The 16,549-nt window shown below is 42.4% G+C and carries 15 protein-coding genes and 1 pseudogene; 15 read left to right on the top strand and 1 reads right to left on the bottom strand.

Annotated features, from left to right (window positions below):
• Positions 1-39: 39 nt before the first annotated feature.
• From ELQ35_RS16885 to ELQ35_RS16830, 12 genes are all read left to right on the top strand, one after another.
• A complete protein-coding gene (locus tag ELQ35_RS16885; RefSeq protein WP_126866287.1) occupies positions 40-714 on the top strand; it encodes a Crp/Fnr family transcriptional regulator in 675 nt (224 codons plus the stop codon).
• A 203-nt stretch (positions 715-917) separates the two neighbouring features.
• Positions 918-3,002 (top strand): hydantoinase/oxoprolinase family protein, encoded by a 2,085-nt coding sequence (locus ELQ35_RS16880; RefSeq protein ID WP_126866285.1) that lies wholly within the window; start codon positions 918-920, stop codon positions 3,000-3,002.
• The gene (locus ELQ35_RS16875; RefSeq protein WP_126866283.1) at positions 2,999-4,993 is read left to right on the top strand and encodes a hydantoinase B/oxoprolinase family protein; all 1,995 of its coding nucleotides are present in this window, start codon (positions 2,999-3,001) and stop codon (positions 4,991-4,993) included. The genes ELQ35_RS16880 and ELQ35_RS16875 overlap by 4 nt, the downstream gene beginning before the upstream one ends.
• The gene (locus ELQ35_RS16870; RefSeq protein ID WP_126866281.1) at positions 4,990-5,763 is read left to right on the top strand and encodes a creatininase family protein; all 774 of its coding nucleotides are present in this window, start codon (positions 4,990-4,992) and stop codon (positions 5,761-5,763) included. The genes ELQ35_RS16875 and ELQ35_RS16870 overlap by 4 nt, the downstream gene beginning before the upstream one ends.
• Before the next feature lie 231 nt (positions 5,764-5,994).
• Complete coding sequence (locus ELQ35_RS16865; protein ID WP_126866279.1) at positions 5,995-6,663, top strand: GntR family transcriptional regulator; 669 nt, start codon at positions 5,995-5,997, stop codon at positions 6,661-6,663.
• 243 nt (positions 6,664-6,906) lie between these two features.
• Positions 6,907-8,376, top strand: coding sequence for a 4-hydroxyphenylacetate 3-hydroxylase family protein (locus ELQ35_RS16860; protein WP_126866277.1), 1,470 nt, complete (start codon positions 6,907-6,909; stop codon positions 8,374-8,376).
• A gap of 23 nt (positions 8,377-8,399) precedes the next feature.
• Positions 8,400-9,170, top strand: a complete 771-nt coding sequence (locus ELQ35_RS16855; RefSeq protein WP_126866275.1) for a carbon-nitrogen family hydrolase — start codon at positions 8,400-8,402, stop codon at positions 9,168-9,170.
• A gap of 58 nt (positions 9,171-9,228) precedes the next feature.
• Positions 9,229-9,903: a DUF2848 family protein gene (locus tag ELQ35_RS16850; protein ID WP_126866273.1), complete on the top strand. Its 675-nt coding sequence runs from the start codon at positions 9,229-9,231 to the stop codon at positions 9,901-9,903.
• Between the two features lie 3 nt (positions 9,904-9,906).
• Positions 9,907-10,251 carry a cupin domain-containing protein gene (locus tag ELQ35_RS16845; RefSeq protein ID WP_126866271.1) on the top strand — a complete coding sequence of 115 codons (345 nt, stop codon included), beginning with the start codon at positions 9,907-9,909 and terminating at the stop codon, positions 10,249-10,251.
• A 118-nt stretch (positions 10,252-10,369) separates the two neighbouring features.
• Positions 10,370-10,840 carry a flavin reductase family protein gene (locus ELQ35_RS16840; protein WP_126866269.1) on the top strand — a complete coding sequence of 157 codons (471 nt, stop codon included), beginning with the start codon at positions 10,370-10,372 and terminating at the stop codon, positions 10,838-10,840.
• 227 nt (positions 10,841-11,067) lie between these two features.
• Entirely contained in the window at positions 11,068-12,393 is a 1,326-nt protein-coding gene (locus ELQ35_RS16835) for an MFS transporter (RefSeq protein ID WP_126866268.1), read from the top strand.
• A gap of 99 nt (positions 12,394-12,492) precedes the next feature.
• Positions 12,493-13,287 carry a cysteine hydrolase family protein gene (locus ELQ35_RS16830; RefSeq protein WP_126866266.1) on the top strand — a complete coding sequence of 265 codons (795 nt, stop codon included), beginning with the start codon at positions 12,493-12,495 and terminating at the stop codon, positions 13,285-13,287.
• Between the two features lie 337 nt (positions 13,288-13,624).
• On the opposite strand, the pseudogene ELQ35_RS23805 reads toward ELQ35_RS16830, so the two are convergent.
• A pseudogene (locus ELQ35_RS23805) lies at positions 13,625-13,882 on the bottom strand (transposase domain-containing protein); the annotation flags it as partial.
• Between the two features lie 176 nt (positions 13,883-14,058).
• Here ELQ35_RS23805 and ELQ35_RS16820 point away from each other — a divergent pair.
• The 3 genes from ELQ35_RS16820 to ELQ35_RS16810 are packed head-to-tail and all read left to right on the top strand — an operon-like array spanning position 14,059 to position 16,128.
• A complete protein-coding gene (locus ELQ35_RS16820; RefSeq protein WP_126866264.1) occupies positions 14,059-14,757 on the top strand; it encodes a site-specific integrase in 699 nt (232 codons plus the stop codon).
• Positions 14,744-15,301, top strand: a complete 558-nt coding sequence (locus ELQ35_RS16815) for a tyrosine-type recombinase/integrase (protein ID WP_185861804.1) — start codon at positions 14,744-14,746, stop codon at positions 15,299-15,301. The genes ELQ35_RS16820 and ELQ35_RS16815 overlap by 14 nt, the downstream gene beginning before the upstream one ends.
• Positions 15,298-16,128, top strand: a complete 831-nt coding sequence (locus tag ELQ35_RS16810; RefSeq protein WP_185861803.1) for a tyrosine-type recombinase/integrase — start codon at positions 15,298-15,300, stop codon at positions 16,126-16,128. Before ELQ35_RS16815 ends, ELQ35_RS16810 begins: the two co-directional genes overlap by 4 nt.
• Positions 16,129-16,549: the final 421 nt, after the last annotated feature.

Genomic DNA, 16,549 nt, shown 5'->3' with positions numbered 1-16,549 from the left:
TATTTATTATATTAATCAGCTGAGGAAGGAGTTTGTTCTATGGAAATGCAACATGTCGTCGATGAAGCGTTTCATCCTCGTCGTTTCGGGCCCTTGCCACCCGAGGTCAGTGAACTAGTAACGTCTAAATTGTTTTCAAAGGGAAGTATTATTATCCTACAAGGAGAGCCAGCTTGGCATTTCTTCTATGTACAAACCGGACATGTACGGGCCACAATTGTACGTCAGGATGGTATCGAGAAAGTGCTGGCCTTCGCAGAGCCAGGCCAGTTTTTTGCCGATGTTCCTTTTTTTCAGCAATCTAATCACTGGTATACATGCGAAGCTGTAGAGTCCACCGAAGTGAGGGTGTTTTCAAAGGAAGTTATGGAGAAAATCAATCGTGTTCGCCCAGACTTTATTTTTACATTAATGAAGTCAATGGCCCACAAGGTTTGGATGTTGAGCAACCAAATGATGACTATTACCTTCGATCCTTCAGAGGTCCGCCTTGCTCGTATTTTGGTTGAAATGATCACCCGAAAACCTGAAGGTACTCAGTCATTAACCATTACCCATCAAGAACTTTCCTCTTTAATGGGCACCTCCAGGGTAATGGTGACGCGAGTACTCAACGGCTGGAAGGCAAGGGGGATTGTGGATCTCCGGAAGGGCTCTCTTTCCTTCAAGGATTTGCCGTGGCTTGAGCAACTGGCGGCTTTTGGAATTGATTGAGCACTGTATGGACCTGTGATACCATAGTTCCAGAGACTCTTAAAAGATAATTTATAAAATGTCTCTTCGAATGTAACTAATGAACATATCGGAAGGTAAACACGATGGTATACTGTGACAAGGCAGACGAATACGCGGCGCTTTTTTTGAAACCGCTTTCAACACCCTGCCCAATAAAGATGAACCAGAAAGGGGAGAAATAAATGAGTTGGCGCATAGGAATTGATACAGGAGGTACGTTTACAGATTTAGTAGCCCTCAATGATGCTACAGGCGAGGAGAAGGTCTTCAAGACCTCCAGCACACCCAACGATCCCTCACGCGCCTTCCTGGACGGAATCCAGGGTGTTCTCGACGAGATCGATGCACCGGCTTCAGACATTGCCATGTTGCTGCACGGAACAACAGTGGCCACTAATGCTGTACTGGAGGGGAAATATTCTCGTCTAGGACTCATTGTCTCAAAGGGGTACCGCGACATGTTGGAGGTGGCTCGCCAGAATGTGCCCGGGGAGTTTGGAGCCATCAGTTATTGGATTAAACCGCCGCGGATTGTGCCTCTGGAATTAGTGCGCGAGACCGATGGGCGGCTTAACTATCGAGGTGAAGAATTACGCCCATTGGACGAGAAACAGATCCGGCTGGCTGCGCGTGAATATCGCGAGCTTGGAGTGAAGGCAATTGCAGTATCTTTCATTCACTCTTACCAGAATCCTGCTCATGAAGAGCGGGCACGAGAGATTATTCAAGACGAATATCCGGATTGTTTTGTTTCGATTTCAGCAGATGTAATCAGGGAATACCGCGAGTACGAGCGGACACTGACAACCTGTTTGAACACTGGACTGATGCCGCTACTTTCCACCTACCTCGACCGCCTTGGTAACCGGACAAGAGAGGCAGGAACAGAAGCTCCGCTTTATGTCATGAAGTCAAGCGGAGGCGTTGCCACTGTGGGTGAACTGATCAAACGGCCTATCGCAGCCTCCCTATCGGGGCCGGCTGCAGGTGTTATCGCAGCGGCGGCCATTTCGAAGGTTGCTGGGGTCGAGGACGTTCTAACACTTGACATGGGTGGAACGAGCACCGACATGGCATTGATTGAAGGAGGTATCCCTCGTCTATTAACGGAAGGGAAGATTGACATCTATGATATCAAGGCCCCTATGATCGACATGACCACAGTCGGGGCGGGCGGAGGTTCCATTGCCTGGCTTGCAGGCAGCAAGGCTCTGCGGGTAGGTCCGCAAAGTGCAGGGTCAACCCCTGGTCCTGCTTGCTATGGACGGGGCGGAACAGAACCAACCATTACCGATGCGAACCTCGTACTTGGCCGGATCCCACCATATTTGCTAGGCGGTTCCATTCCACTGGACCGAGAAGCAGCCTATGATGCGATCAAGACTAAGATTGCGGAACCCCTGGGGCTCTCAGTTGAGAAAGCGGCTGCGGGCATTCTAGAAATTGCTACGCAAAACATTTCCGCAGGAATCCGTGTTGTATCTGTCCGACGCGGACGTGATCCGCGCAATTATGCTTTGTTCCCGTTTGGGGGTGCGGGCGGGCTTTTGGTATCCCCTGTCGCCAATGCCCTTGATATGAAGAGTATCCTTGTTCCTGCATCACCAGGTGCTACTGCTGCGGCAGGACTCCTTTATTCGGATGTGCGTGTCGACCACGTTATTACCGACGTGCAACGCGAAGACGAACTTGATGTGGTAAAGCTAAATGACGAGTTCCTTCAAGTGCGCAATCGGGTTAAGGAGGATCTAGCAAGTCAAGGGTTTGCGAGTGAAGGCATCCGCCTGCAGGCATTCATTGACATGCGATATGTTGGCCAGGCTTTTGAAATCCGTGTTCCCCTGTACATTCTGGACGGGTCTATTGCAAGTACAATTGCGGGTGCGATCAAGAATTTCCATGCTACCCATGAGGATCAGTACGGGTATTCCTACGAGAACAAATCGTTGGTCGAGATCGTAAACATCGGGGTTACCGGATTTGGGCAACTTGCTCCACCTCGTCAGCTTCCGAAACAATATTCAGTTCTCAAATGGAGCGACCTTTTGAAGTTCACTCGGCCATTGTATATTAGCGAAGTATCTGACTATGTCAATTGTCCTGTGTATGAACGTCCAACAGAACCAATCTCTGAGCAGCTTGCGGGTCCAGCAGTGATTGAACAATACGATACTACTACAGTTGTGGAACCCGGGTGGGTTGTCACAGTGAACGAGTACGGTCACTTACTCATCACCCGAAACCCTGAAGGAGGAGCGATAGCATGACGAATGAAAACGTTCAGATTTTCGATACTTCCATATACAAGTCCCCCGAGTACAAGCCGTTCCGGCAGCAGGAGTGGCCACGCCCTCGGGAGGAGTGGGATCGTATAGAACACTTCAAGGGGAAAGTAGATCCCATAACACTTGACGTAGTTGAGGGTGGACTAGAAGCAGCGGTAGACGAGGGTGAAGCGGCCGTTGAGCTCGCCGGACGCTCGACCATCATTCGTGAGCAACACGATTACCGGGCCTCCATTTGTACAGTCGACTGTAATAATGTGACGTCTGTATCGTGGGGTGCCAGTGCGGACGCTGTGCGTGCCCACTTTCCTCTGGAAGAGATCCAGGAGGGGGACGTATTTCTATTCAACGATGCTTACGACTCGCATGGTTCGATCACGCATTTGCCCGATTACTGCATTTGCGTTCCCATCTTTCACAGTGGACGCCTAATTGCATTCAGCATGATCTTCGGGCATACCGAAGACGTTGGAGGTCGGTCTGTAGGCAGTTGGCCGACCACTTCTACAAGCATTTTTGAAGAGGGGATCCAAATTCCGCCCGTCAAGCTTTACAGCAAAGGGAAGGTTCAGGATGACATTTACAAGATCGTTCTGCGCAACACGCGTTTCCCGGATACTATGCAGGGGGACCTTGATGCCTTTATCGGCGCCTGCAGACTTATCGAGCGACAGGTGAAACAGCTTTGCGACCGACTGGGTGCAGATATCGTGGAGGCGGCTATGTATAAGCTGATGGATCGCTGCGAAGAGGCGGTACGGAACGTGATCTTGCCTATGTTTCCTAATGGCGAGTTCATTGGGGAAGATTTCCTTGATAATGATGGAATCAACCTTGAAGATCCTGTCAAGCTGAAAGTAACCTTGCGCAAGGATCCAGAGAAGATCATTTTGGACTGGACAGGCACAAATCCGCAAACGGAAGGTCCTCTGAACGCGCCGAACGATGGCCGCTTCTTGTCCAAATGGGTGGGCTCGTTTCTGGCCCAGTTTGCTCCTGGAACCGTGATCAACGAGGGAGTTACCCGGGTTTTCCGTTGTGAACTGCCAAACGGGACAGTGCTCACCTCTGAATACCCAGCTGCTGTAATTAACCGCATGCAGGTTTGGTTCAGGAGCTTTGGAGCGTATGGAGCCGCTCTCGCACAGGCATTTGGAGGAAATGTGGTCGCGGATAATAACTGTGTACAGGTCTACGGGGTTTACGGGTACGACGAAGATGGGAAGCCATGGCTCTACCGTGAGGTGTTTGGAGGCGGTTCTGGTGCTCGGCCATACGCGGATGGAACTGATGCGGTGGACATGGTAAACGATGCCAAGAACCTTCCAACGGAATTTATCGAACAAAGATATCCAGTGGTTATTGAACGTGTTGCGCTTAACCTTGATTCAGGCGGTGCAGGGAAGTATCGCGGCGGTATGGGGTACGTCAAGGATATCCATATTCTTACCGATGGAAATTATGTCACGTATGTTGACAGAACTGCGTTCAACTGCTTTGGTGTAAACGGTGGAGGGCCAGGTAAACCAGGCGGAACATGGATCAACCCCGGTACACCAAATGAGAGGCTTGTCCAATTCTGCCAGGAGGGGATCCCTGTAAAAGCGGGCGATATCATTCGGGTTACAACCCCTGGCGGAGGCGGCTGGGGGGATCCGTTGGAACGGGATGTTGAGGCTGTACGCATGGATGTACTAAGGCAGTTAGTTTCTATTGAAATTGCTGAAATAGATTATGGTGTAGTTGTCCAGAAGCAAATGCAGGGTCTCGTTACGGATTATATAGTTGACGAGGAAGCCACTCGGTTATTACGGGAACAAATGCGAAAAGATCGCGCTCCACTTAAGCTGATCAACCGCGGTCAGTACGCTGAAGAGAAGCGGGAAGGCGGGAAAATCACCTTTGATGATGTATTTCTACCTATAGGAGGCAACGCTGTGCCGGAAACTGCAGGTGAACAGCAGCTATCATGAGTTTTATCGATCTGAAGTATCTTACATCATCTGAAGCAAAGGCGATTGCTGAGCACCACGGTGCGATAGGTTTGATCCCCATTGGTGCGCTTGAACAGCATGGACCGCATTTGCCTCTGTTTACAGATTCCGTCATGGTTGAAATGCTTGCCTCTGAAGTCGCTGTCCGGTGCAGGGAACCGATTATTGTAACGCCCACTCTCATGGCGGGACTTTCGGAACACCACTTGGATTTCCCCGGTACGGTGACACTTGATCCGGTGACACTTGGGAGCGAGATTCAGGCATATATCAACACGCTTGAGAATATGGGTTTGACACGCGTTTGCTTGCTTAGTTTTCATGGAGGAAATTTCAGTTTTCTCGGTGAATATGCCGAGAGCATCTCCAACATACGGACTGAAATCCAGGTCGTTGCATATAACGATTTCAAACGCTTTGTAAGTATCATGTTCCAAGCCGGGTTGGCGGCAGGATTGTCCCTTGCACCCACAGACAGTCACGCAGGTGCGCTTGAGACGAGTCTTATTCTTCACGTGTTGGGTGAGCACCGGGTGCGGTCTTATAAAACAGTAACTGGCTATACCACAGGGGACCCGGGATGGATGGAGACCATGCAAGCTAAAGGTGTGCGCGCAATTAGTCCAAGTGGTGTCTTCGGGAACCCAGTCAGTGCAAGCCCAGCTGCTGGCAAGGTAATTTTGGACGCCCTTGTGGAAGAGGTTGCCGGCTGGCTGAAGCAAACCTTTGCATTGAAGGAGGACGGTTAACCTATAGCCATCCTTGCTAACAAATTATATAAATATATGAAAATGGAGCAGCCAATCGGCTGCTTTTATTGATTCAATATAACTGATGCTGTTATAAAAATTATTCAAAAAGTTCTAATATTGTGTTGACTCTTGTACTCTGTATTATGTACAATGTACACATAACACAATAACCTTCTAAAATCGGTATTGTATGTAGTGTGAAACAACGTATGAAGAGGGCGATAAATAATGGAAGAAATCAGGTTAAAGCCAATAAAACAACTCACTACACAAGACATAGTTTATAAGCAGGTTAAGGAAGCAATACTTAACGGGGTTATTGCTAGTGAAGAAATTTTTACAGAAGTTCAATTAGCAGAAACTTTAAACACCTCCAGAACACCTGTAAGGGGAGCGATCCAGAATTTAGTAAAAGAAGGCTTGCTTGTTTCTATTCCAAGAAAGGGATTGACTGTAAGAAAGATAACCGCTGAAGAACAAGATGAAATCTTTTTGCTAAGAAGTTCTATTGAAGTGGAAGTGATAAAAAAGCTTTCCAAAAGCCACATTTCAAGGGAACAGCTGTTGCCGCTTAAGGTAATCATTCAACAGCAAGAAGAAGCAATGAAAAATGATGATAATATTACGTTCATCGATTTAGACCAAACATTTCATTTGTCCTTAACAAGACTTGCAAACTATACACTAATGGAACAGGTTTTAAATAATCTCCATAACCTTACTCAACTGATGGGGTTAAAAGCGGTAAGCCGGAAAGGAAGAATGAAAGATGTGCTTAAGGAACACCGTCAAATCATTCAGGCTATAGAGGAGCGGGATTCAAAATCAGCTTCAAAATTTATTCTTGACCATCTATACAAAACGAAACAGACATTGAATGATGTTGATAACTCTTAAAACTTCTGAAAGGAGGAATTCATTTCGACGAAATCAAAACATCGTTGCTTGTAAATAAAGAAACGTGAATCATGTAAGTCCGTCTCCTGAGTCAGTCATAAATTTATAGATTTGCATCTAAGATGAATGAAAAATGTGGTTATTTTTCAACAATAAATGAAAGCGCATACTCCCTTTTGATACTGGTTATTTCAATTTGCGATAACATTTAAATAAAACATTTTTTTAGAAAGGAAGATTACATTGGTCAGAACAGGTGCGCAATATGTAGAATCAATTAAGGATAACCGTTGCATTTATATTGGTGGAGAACGGGTACAAGATGTCACTACTCACCCTGCGTTTAAAGGAATTTCCCAAACTATTGCTGGTTTATATGATATATCCTCTGATGAAAAGGAAAATATGACCTACTTAACAGAAGATGGAACAATTGCTAACAAAATTTACATGATTCCAAAAAGCATAGAAGATCTAAAAGATCGCAGAGAAGCCATTCAAAAATGGGCAAACGCAACATGCGGCTTTGTTGGAAGAAGTCCAGATCATGTCGCCGGATATTTGGCGGGATTTGCAAGCCGCCCAGATGTTTTCGCTCGTGGCGGGGAGCAGTTTAAGGATAATGTCAGTAAGTTCTATAAACATGCCAGAGACAATGATTTGTTTTTAAGCTATGTGATTATTCCACCGCAGACGGATCGTAGTAAAGCATCACACGAACAAGAAAATAAGTTTACCGCAGTAGGAGTTTATGAAGAGAAGAAAGAAGGTATAATCGTACGCGGATCACAAATGTTAGGAACCGGATCTGCTGTGTCCGATTACATCTTTGTCAGTTGTATTACTCCGCTAAGGCCGGGAGATGAAGATCATGCACTTTCGTTTGTCGTACCACTCGATGCACCTGGACTAAAATTATACTCGAGGCCTAGTTTTGCAGCAGATAAACCAAGCAGCTATGATTATCCTTTATCGACCAGGTTCGATGAAAGTGATTCTCTGATCGTTTTCGATGATGTGTTTATTCCTTGGGAACATGTTTTTGTTTATCGAAACATCGATATTGTCCGAGCCCAATTCCATGAGACACCGGCACATGTTTACGGAAACAACCAGGCACAAATCCGCTTCGTAACGAAGTTGAAATTTATTATAGGGATTGCCAAAAAAGTGACAGCTATGAATGGAATAGACAAATTCCTGCCAGTCCAGGAAAAATTAGGAGAATTAGCCGCTATCGTCGCTTCTGTAGAGGGAATGTTGCTCGCTTCAGAGTATAACTATACGACGGATGAAAATGGAACCGCTTACCCAAATAGAAGATTTTTATATGGAGTAGTCGGCTTACAGGATACCATTTATCCTAAAGTGATTCATATGTTACGAGATTTAGTGGGTGGCGGAGTTCTTCAAGTTCCTTCTTCATATAAAGATATGATCAATCCTGAGACACGTGATGATATTAACCGATACATCAAGTCTACTGATGTTTCAGCTGAAGAGCGCGTGAAATTATTTAAACTGGCCTGGGATGTAATAGGTTCAGAGTTTGCGGGCCGCCATCAACAATACGAATTGTTTTATAATGGCGCTCCATTTGTGACAAAAGGGTATTCTTTCCGGAATTATCGCTATGAAGAAGTGGTTGATTTAGTCGATCAATTTTTGGAGAGTTATCAGATACCCCAATCATTCGAAGAACAAGTACTATAATAAACAAAAAAGAGGAATTGAATATGAAAATAGCATCTGTACAAGTTGAAATTAGGGATGAAGAAACAAAAGAACAGCGTATCGATCGAGTGAGCGCGAAGTTAGATGCGCTGGAAGGCCAGGATTTGATTGTTCTGCCTGAAATTTGGGCGACAGGTTATTTTTCCTTTGATAACTATATGAAAGAGGCAGAAACGATTGATGGTTCTTTTGTTCAGCACTTTTCGGAAAAGGCAAAAAAACTAGGAGCTTATTTACATGCGGGCAGCTTTGTCGAGAGAGAGGATGACAAGTACTATAACACAAGCATTCTATTTAATCGGGACGGTGAGCTTGTTGGAACGAGCCGTAAAATCCACTTATTCCGTTATGGTTCTGCTGAAGGAGAAATCCTAACCAGAGGGGAAAAGCCGATAGTAATTGATACCGAATTCGGAAAAATTGGCCTTTCGACTTGTTATGATTTGCGTTTTCCGGAATTATTCCGGTCCCAAGTAGATCAAGGGGCAAAGATTTTCCTTGTCACATCCGCATGGCCTCATCAGCGACTTGAACATTGGAAGTTATTTAATGCAGCGCGGGCCCTTGAAAATCAATGTTTCTTAATCTCTAGTAATTGTGCAGGGAAAACAAGTAATGTTTTGGTGGGAGGACATAGCCAGGTTGTTGACCCGTGGGGAACTGTCATTGCTTCTGCTGGAGAATTCGAAACAGTGGTGAAAACCGAAATCGATCTAGAACAAATTGAGTCCATCCGCGAGGTGTTTCCGCAGCTGAAGCACCGGGTGTTATAACAATCTATCAATTCTTTTTGAAAAGTGGGGACCTTAAATTGACAAAAGGAGAATAAAAATGGAAATCCAAATTGAAAACCAAAAAAAGAACTGGGTGCCCAATCGACTTGTCATTGCCGGTTACACGGCAAAAGACCAGGAAGCCGCAAGAAGGCATATCGAAGAATTAAAAGAATTAGGAATACCGGCTCCGCCAAGAATTCCTATGCTCTACGATCTTTCTCCCGGCTTACTAACTTCAGAATCTTCTATTGCTGTCGTGAACAATGATAGCAGTGGGGAGGTAGAAGTGGTCTTACTTGAAGTAGATGGAACTTGGTTTATAGGATTGGGCAGTGATCATACCGACAGAGTACTTGAGGCGGTGTCCATCCAAAAATCGAAACAAGTATGCCCCAAACCGATTAGTAAAGACTTGTGGCTTCTTGCAGAGATTGAGGAACATATGGGTGAGATTGAATTACGCAGCTGGATGACCAATAACGGAGAAGAGTCATTGTATCAAGAAGGTAAGTTGGAGTCGTTTCTTTCTCCCAATGAACTTCTGAAAATAGTAGATGAGCGTGGATATAACAGCTCCGGCCTGGCGCTATTTTGCGGAACGCCGCCGATTGTAAATGGGGAATTTATTTTCGGAGAAGCTTTTCGGGCGGAATTATATGACCGGAAGCTCGAGCGAAAAATCACGCTTTCTTATAAAACAAACTTTTTAAAAAATGCTGAGGAGGAATAAACCATGCCAAAACAAGAGCTTGAATTTACACCTTATACAAACTTTGAAGTTGAACATTTTGAGAACGTAAAAGGATTATCCCAAAGAGTGATTGCTAAAGATCCGGAGAGTGAGGTAGCTACTCGTATTTTACAATTTGAACCTGACACAGATACATCGCCTAATGGTGTGCAAATTCATGATTTCTGGGAAGAACTGTATATTATTGAAGGTTCCGTCATTGACTTAGAGTTGAATGAAGAATTTACTGCGGGGATGGTTGCTACCCGTCCACCCGGCATGAAACACGGACCATGGAAAGCTCCGAACGGGTGTAAAATTTTTGAAGTCCGTTATTACGGCAAATAAAATAAACTGTAAAATTTTCTAATTGACAAAAATATTATTAAATCGTGCTATTCTTAAATCAGCTACCGGTAACACAGGAATCCAAACATGAATTTAATTTGAAGGAGGTTATGAACTAATGGACGATAGAACCTTTAGAAGTGCGATGGGAAAATTCGCTACAGGAGTGACAGTCATTACAACCTTACTAGACGATGAGGCACATGGTATGACTGCAAATGCGTTTATGTCGGTTTCCCTTAATCCAAAATTAGTTTTAATATCTGTAGGCGAGAAAGCTAGAATGCTTGATAAAATTAATGAGACCGGAACATTCGCTGTTAATATATTGTCAGAAGATCAAAAAGAGTTCTCTATGTATTTTGCGGGACAAATTAAAGAAAAACGCGATTTTGAGTTTGATTGGGTAAGTGAAATACCAGTGATAAAAGATGCTCTTGCTAATATCGTATGTAAGATTCATAGTAAACAAATAGCCGGGGATCATACCCTCTTTATCGGAGAAGTAACCGATCTTGTCATTCGCGATGGTGCTCCATTAACCTTCTTTGAAGGAAAGTACGGAAAAATCGTTAATGCTGAACAGTAAGTATTGCAAGGATAAGTTTATCTAGTAATTAAATCAACATACTTTGAAAAAGGAATTCTTATTATTGATTGCCCATTGAATTCCTTTTTCAAAGATCCTCATTCATCTATAAAAAGCAGCTTTGACCGAATGAGTTTTCGGAAAATTCTGTTACCTTAATCTAAACTAATTCCAAGTTAAGCAGAAATTATATCTCATAAAAAATCTGGTTAAATCGAGGTGTATGAATGAGTAAGAAAGAGAAACTAGATGCAAAATCGAAAAAAGTATTATTGGCAAGTTTAATGGGGAGCGCGATCGAATTTTATGATTTCTTTCTTTACGGAACCGTTGCTGCGCTAGTATTTAATAAACTGTTTTTTCCTAATGATGATCCCTTTGTAAGTTTACTGCTTGCGTATGCATCTTTCGGGGTTACCTTTTTTGTACGGCCTCTTGGGGGTCTTATCTTTAGTCATATGGGGGACAAGTTCGGCAGAAAAAACACTCTCGTTATTTCATTATTATTAATGGGGATTTCTACAGTCTGTATTGGACTGCTTCCAACCTACAGTACAATAGGCATTTGGGCTCCTATTCTTCTTGTGGCCTTCCGTATCATACAAGGTATTGGACTTGGTGGGGAATGGGGAGGAGCCATACTCCTGGCAGTTGAATCTGCACCAAAAGATAGAAAGGGGTTTTTTGGAAGTTTTCCCGCGATGGGAATTCCGCTTGGAATGTTACTTGGAACATTCGCTGTTTCACTGGCGAGTTTACTTCCAGATCAACAATTTCTCGCATGGGGATGGAGGATTCCATTTGTACTTAGTGCAGTCTTAGTTGTCATTGGTATTTGGATACGAAGCGGGATTAGCGAAACTTCGGCTTTCAAGGAAGAAAAAGAAAAAGGCAATGTCGTAAAAGTTCCCCTCTTTGAGACGCTGAGATATCATTGGAAAGCTGTTCTAATTTCATTAGGTGCTAAATGTGTTGAAGTCGGACCATTCTATTTATTCACCACATTTTTTATATCCTATGCAACAGATACAATTGGATATTCAAGAACTACAGCGTTAAATGTAATTACTGTTGCAACACTTGTGACAACGATTTGCATTCCATTAATGGGAATATTATCTGATAAAATTGGTCGTAAACGCGTTTTTCTTATGGGTGCGTTAGCCCTCACTATTTTCTCTTTTCCATATTTCTATCTATTATCATTGCAATCTACTATCTGGCTTTTTGCCGCTTCGATCATAGGTTTAGGAATTATGTGGTCGGCTATTGCCGGGTTAATCGGTACAATGTTCTCTGAAATGTTTAGTACCAATGTTGGTTATACAGGAATCACACTTGGATATCAAACGGGCTCTGCATTATTTGGAGGAACGGCTCCAATGATTGCGACACTTTTGTTAAGCAAATACAATAATTCTTGGGTTCCACTTGCATCATTTTTAGCCATCCTATGTATAGCATCCCTGATTTCCGTCTTATTTTTGAGGGAAAATAAAGAAATTGAGACTTCAACAGTTTCTTTATCCCAAAAAGAGGCAGTGATAAAATAATTGGAACTAATGAATGAAGGTTGCTGGTTTTGAATGTTTGTCAATATTCACTTTATTAGAATGAAGTAAAAATACACATATTAGAAGGAGAGATTAATCATGCAAAGTAAAGTAGTTTCAGATTTTTTACAGATTTATAATCGCAAAGAAGAAGAGTTGCTTTCACCCGCCCAATTGGAATCCAAAGGTGTATTTTCAGGAGAAAAAGAATTTATAGAATTTGCTGAAAAAGACTATAATACCGACAAACATTGGTCTTTTGAAATCAAAAAAGAAGAATGTGCTTTGTTAGTTATCGACATGCAAGAGGATTTCGTTAATCCGTCTCATCCTATGTGTGTTCCGGAGGCATACAGGATGGTTCCCCGGATGAAAAACGTCATCGAAGAGTGCAGAGACCAGAATGTTCCGGTCATTTTCACTGCTCATAATATTGCAGAAGATTGTAGTGCGGGTTTCTATCAATACTGGGAGCCAATCAAAAACGGGGCCATCAAAGAGGGTACACCAGGTGCAGATATTTATAAAGGGATCTACCCTCTTCCAAACGAAAGGGTAATTAGAACAAAACATGCATATTGTTCCTTTGCCGGCACTGATTTAGACTACGTATTGAGGAATTTAGGAGTTAAAACACTGATTATTAGCGGTACATTAACAAATTTTTGCTGTGAATCGACAGCCAGAACCGGCTACTTTCTAAATTATAATATTGTTTTTGGGGAAGATATCAATGCGACAGATAGTGCTCTTGCACATGAAGCAACGTTACGAACTATGAGAAGAGGATTTGCCAGAGTCTTGCCAGCGGAACAAATTACAAAAACTCTTAAAGAAGGCGATAATCTTTACCATGATGCAATAGCCGGTAAAGAAACGGCATCCCTTCGATAAAGAGTAATGTTTTTTAGAAATGCGACCGGCTTTTATGGCTTGGTCGCATTTCCCTGTTAGTGGAGTTGTCTTTATTTTATATGAGTAGAATGATTCTAGTTAAACTTGTAGTACTCTTGACTTATTATATGTGTTTGCATAAAAATCAAATTCTTGTTGGAGCTTATTTTCGTCATAAAAACAATTTTTATGAATACAACATATTTCATTCACTGTAGACTGTAATGCTCCCTCTTGTAAAGAGTAAGCCCGAATTATAAAAAATAAGCGCACCTTTCGGTACGCATCACAAAAAGCCGTCTATATCGATTTTTCGAATCGAAATAGACGGCTTTTTTTATTTTCCTCCGCATGTTGCTTGGATATTTTTAGACCAGGGCAAATACTGATCTAAAACTTCAGGGTTTTGATGAATATCGAGATTTGGCAAATCCATCAGTAGCTTCTTCAGGTATTCATAGAAATCGATGCCATTACTCTTTGCCGTCTCTGCAAGACTCAAACAAATAGCGTTCGCCTTTGCGCCAGCCTCGCTAACGGAATGGATCCAGTTCTTGCGGCCGATAACATTGGGCCGAATGGCATTTTCGGCGGGTTATTCTAATGTTTTAATAACCCGCCTTATACCAATCATTAAATTATTCTGATCTTTACCAGAAAGCCTTGTTTATCAAGGTTTCTTCTTGTAAAGCTCAGAATATTTTTTTTGTTTTCCGGATATTATTGATTTGTCAGATTCTCTGACAATTTTATATATCGGAGGGTAAACAATTGGATGATTTTAAAGAACTGTCAGAAGTAACTCTTGAGAAAATCAGATCGTTCGGCATTAAAAGTAAAAGTGTAATAAAAAACTTTAAGCGGTCTTGCAGGCTCCTTGAAACTTTCCTAAAAGAAAATAACCTGTGTTTCTCTGCCGAGAATGCTGAGCAGTGGCTTTCTGGATTTATGATTCTAAAGAAAGGAACACGAAGTCAACGTAAACTGTTTCTATCTCATAGGCGTGCTTCTCTGCTTTTGCTTGACTCACAGAATGATCAACTTGGCGAATGGAAGGTATACCCGTTAAAGACAGCTCAAAGACCAGCCACCGAACATTATAGAAACTTACTAGAACAGTATAAACAATATCTTTTACAAGAAAATATGTCGAAAGCTACTATAACATTTTCACTTAGAGTGGTGAGCATGTTTTTTCGTTTTCTTGAAAGCATGAAGATAGACAACTTAAGCAAGCTCACAGCTAAAAATGTCTCAGACTTTTGGGGAAATGATGTACTGTCCGGCAGAAAGCCAACGGGTATACAGGCTTATGCATATAAGTTAAAAAAATTCTTCACTTTTCTCGAAGAAAATGGATTCATTAGACAAGAAAACCTACATCTTGCAATTCCAAAAGTTTATGCAAAGCAGGTTTCAATAGTAACAACGATATCCAAAGATGCTGAGCAGAAGCTTGTATCCGATTGATAAGCTATCAACCCCATTAGGAAAAAGGGATCAGGCTATAATTCTTCTAGCGTTACGTCTTGGAGTGCGACGTTCTGATATAGTCGGGTTAAAATTCAAGAACATTGACTGGCAGAATGACTCGATAACATTTATACAGCAGAAAACGAAAATTCCGGTAACACTCCCCCTTCTAACAGATGTTGGAAATGCTTTAATGGATTATATACTCAATTCACGAATGAATTCTGAAGCAGATGAAATATTTCTAAGAGGACATGCGCCTTACAAGGCAATGCAGCCGGCCTCTGCTAGTAAAGTTCCTCTTAAATACCTTTCAGAGTTTGACTCGGACGATTGCCCTGAGAAGGGATTGCATATTTTGAGAAGGACTGCAGCAACAAAATTGTTTGAAAACAATGTATCTTCAAGTATCATTTCTGCATCGCTTGGCCATTTGAATCCAAATTCAGCTGATGTCTACATTTCTACGGATTCCAAAAAGATGCGTAAATGTGCTTTAAGACTCTATGGAATAGAATGTTCAAGGGAGGAACTACAATGAATGGGAGATTTAAAAGCAACTTTGCACAATATATGGAAAGCTTGATAAAAGAAAAACATAATTCAGGATTTTCTTTAAAATATATGGAAAAGCACCTTGATGAGTTTGATTGGTTCTGCAGAAACAACTTTCCCAATAAGGTTTCACTTGATAAGGAACTGGTCGAGGCATGGGTATATCATACAAAATCAAAATCTATACAGGAAGTACAAAAACGCTTTCGAACAATGATGCATCTTGGTAACTATATGTTACCCCTGCGGGGTGATACATACATTACTAAAAACAAGCTTAAAAGAGCAAAACCTAAAGAGCCGCATATTTTTACAGATGCTCAGTTAGAAGAATTCTTTCGAATCTGCGATGGCTTAAAGGCAGTTAAATATCCTCCATACAGACACTTGGTAACATCAGTGATGTTTAGGTTGATTTATTGCTGCGGGTTAAGAAATTCTGAAGCATGTAATCTCAAATGCTCTGAAATAAACCTTAAGGATGGCACAATAAAAATATATGAATCAAAAGGTCATAAAAATCGGGTGGTATATATGTCGGCGGATTTGACTGAACTTTGCCGTAAATATGATTCTGTTATGGAGACTAAGAATCCAGGCCGTGAATACTTTTTTCCATCTAGTAGGGCAGCTAAGTATAACAATACTTCGGTCTGTAGGTTGTTTGACAACATACTTAGAAAGACTTCATTCTTTGGAAAGACCAGTAAGAAGCCAACCTGTCACGGGTTAAGACATACATTTGCAGTGAACAGTATGAGAAAATGCATCGAAGATGGGGGAAATTTCGATATTATGATCCGATACCTATAAGCCGATATATGGGACACTCCAGCCCACAAAACACCATGTATTACTTACACATGGTAGTAACCCTTGTTCCTGAAATCAGAATGAATAGGTTACACTCAACTGGACAGTAAAATTAAGGTCAAGTAGACTAACAGTCAAATCTGGATATACTGCTTATTAAGCATAAGTGATCCATTCTAGAAACTTTATATGGAGTGGCGGGTATGCTAGCCTTTTTGGCGAGCCAGGTATATTGATTAGCTGGCTTCCTGGAAGGGAAAGCATGCCCGCGGAGGCTCCATGTCAAGTTTCGGTATTTCCCCGCTGATTTGGTAGTCTACCACATCTTATTCAGTTAAGGAGAGACTTACAAATGAAAAGAGAAAGAAGATCCTATACCCCTGAATGTAAAGTTCAAATGGTCAAGTTATATGAAAACGGC

This window comes from Peribacillus cavernae (genome assembly GCF_003989135.1).
Classification (GTDB): Bacteria; Bacillota; Bacilli; order Bacillales; family DSM-1321; genus Peribacillus; species Peribacillus cavernae.
The sequence above is the reverse complement of the archived record's forward strand: the minus strand, read 5'-3'. Positions and strand labels throughout refer to the sequence as shown.

Excerpts from the sequence above, each read along its gene's own strand:
- ELQ35_RS16845 (WP_126866271.1), top strand. The coding sequence starts at position 9,907 with ATGCCAAAACAAGAGCTTGAATTTACACCTTATACAAACTTTGAAGTT.
- ELQ35_RS16885 (WP_126866287.1), top strand. The coding sequence starts at position 40 with ATGGAAATGCAACATGTCGTCGATGAAGCGTTTCATCCTCGTCGTTTC.
- ELQ35_RS16865 (WP_126866279.1), top strand. The coding sequence starts at position 5,995 with ATGGAAGAAATCAGGTTAAAGCCAATAAAACAACTCACTACACAAGAC.
- ELQ35_RS16830 (WP_126866266.1), top strand. The coding sequence starts at position 12,493 with ATGCAAAGTAAAGTAGTTTCAGATTTTTTACAGATTTATAATCGCAAA.
- ELQ35_RS16810 (WP_185861803.1), top strand. The coding sequence starts at position 15,298 with ATGAATGGGAGATTTAAAAGCAACTTTGCACAATATATGGAAAGCTTG.
- ELQ35_RS16840 (WP_126866269.1), top strand. The coding sequence starts at position 10,370 with ATGGACGATAGAACCTTTAGAAGTGCGATGGGAAAATTCGCTACAGGA.
- ELQ35_RS16875 (WP_126866283.1), top strand. The coding sequence starts at position 2,999 with ATGACGAATGAAAACGTTCAGATTTTCGATACTTCCATATACAAGTCC.
- ELQ35_RS16880 (WP_126866285.1), top strand. The coding sequence starts at position 918 with ATGAGTTGGCGCATAGGAATTGATACAGGAGGTACGTTTACAGATTTA.
- ELQ35_RS16855 (WP_126866275.1), top strand. The coding sequence starts at position 8,400 with ATGAAAATAGCATCTGTACAAGTTGAAATTAGGGATGAAGAAACAAAA.
- ELQ35_RS16835 (WP_126866268.1), top strand. The coding sequence starts at position 11,068 with ATGAGTAAGAAAGAGAAACTAGATGCAAAATCGAAAAAAGTATTATTG.
- ELQ35_RS16850 (WP_126866273.1), top strand. The coding sequence starts at position 9,229 with ATGGAAATCCAAATTGAAAACCAAAAAAAGAACTGGGTGCCCAATCGA.
- ELQ35_RS16870 (WP_126866281.1), top strand. The coding sequence starts at position 4,990 with ATGAGTTTTATCGATCTGAAGTATCTTACATCATCTGAAGCAAAGGCG.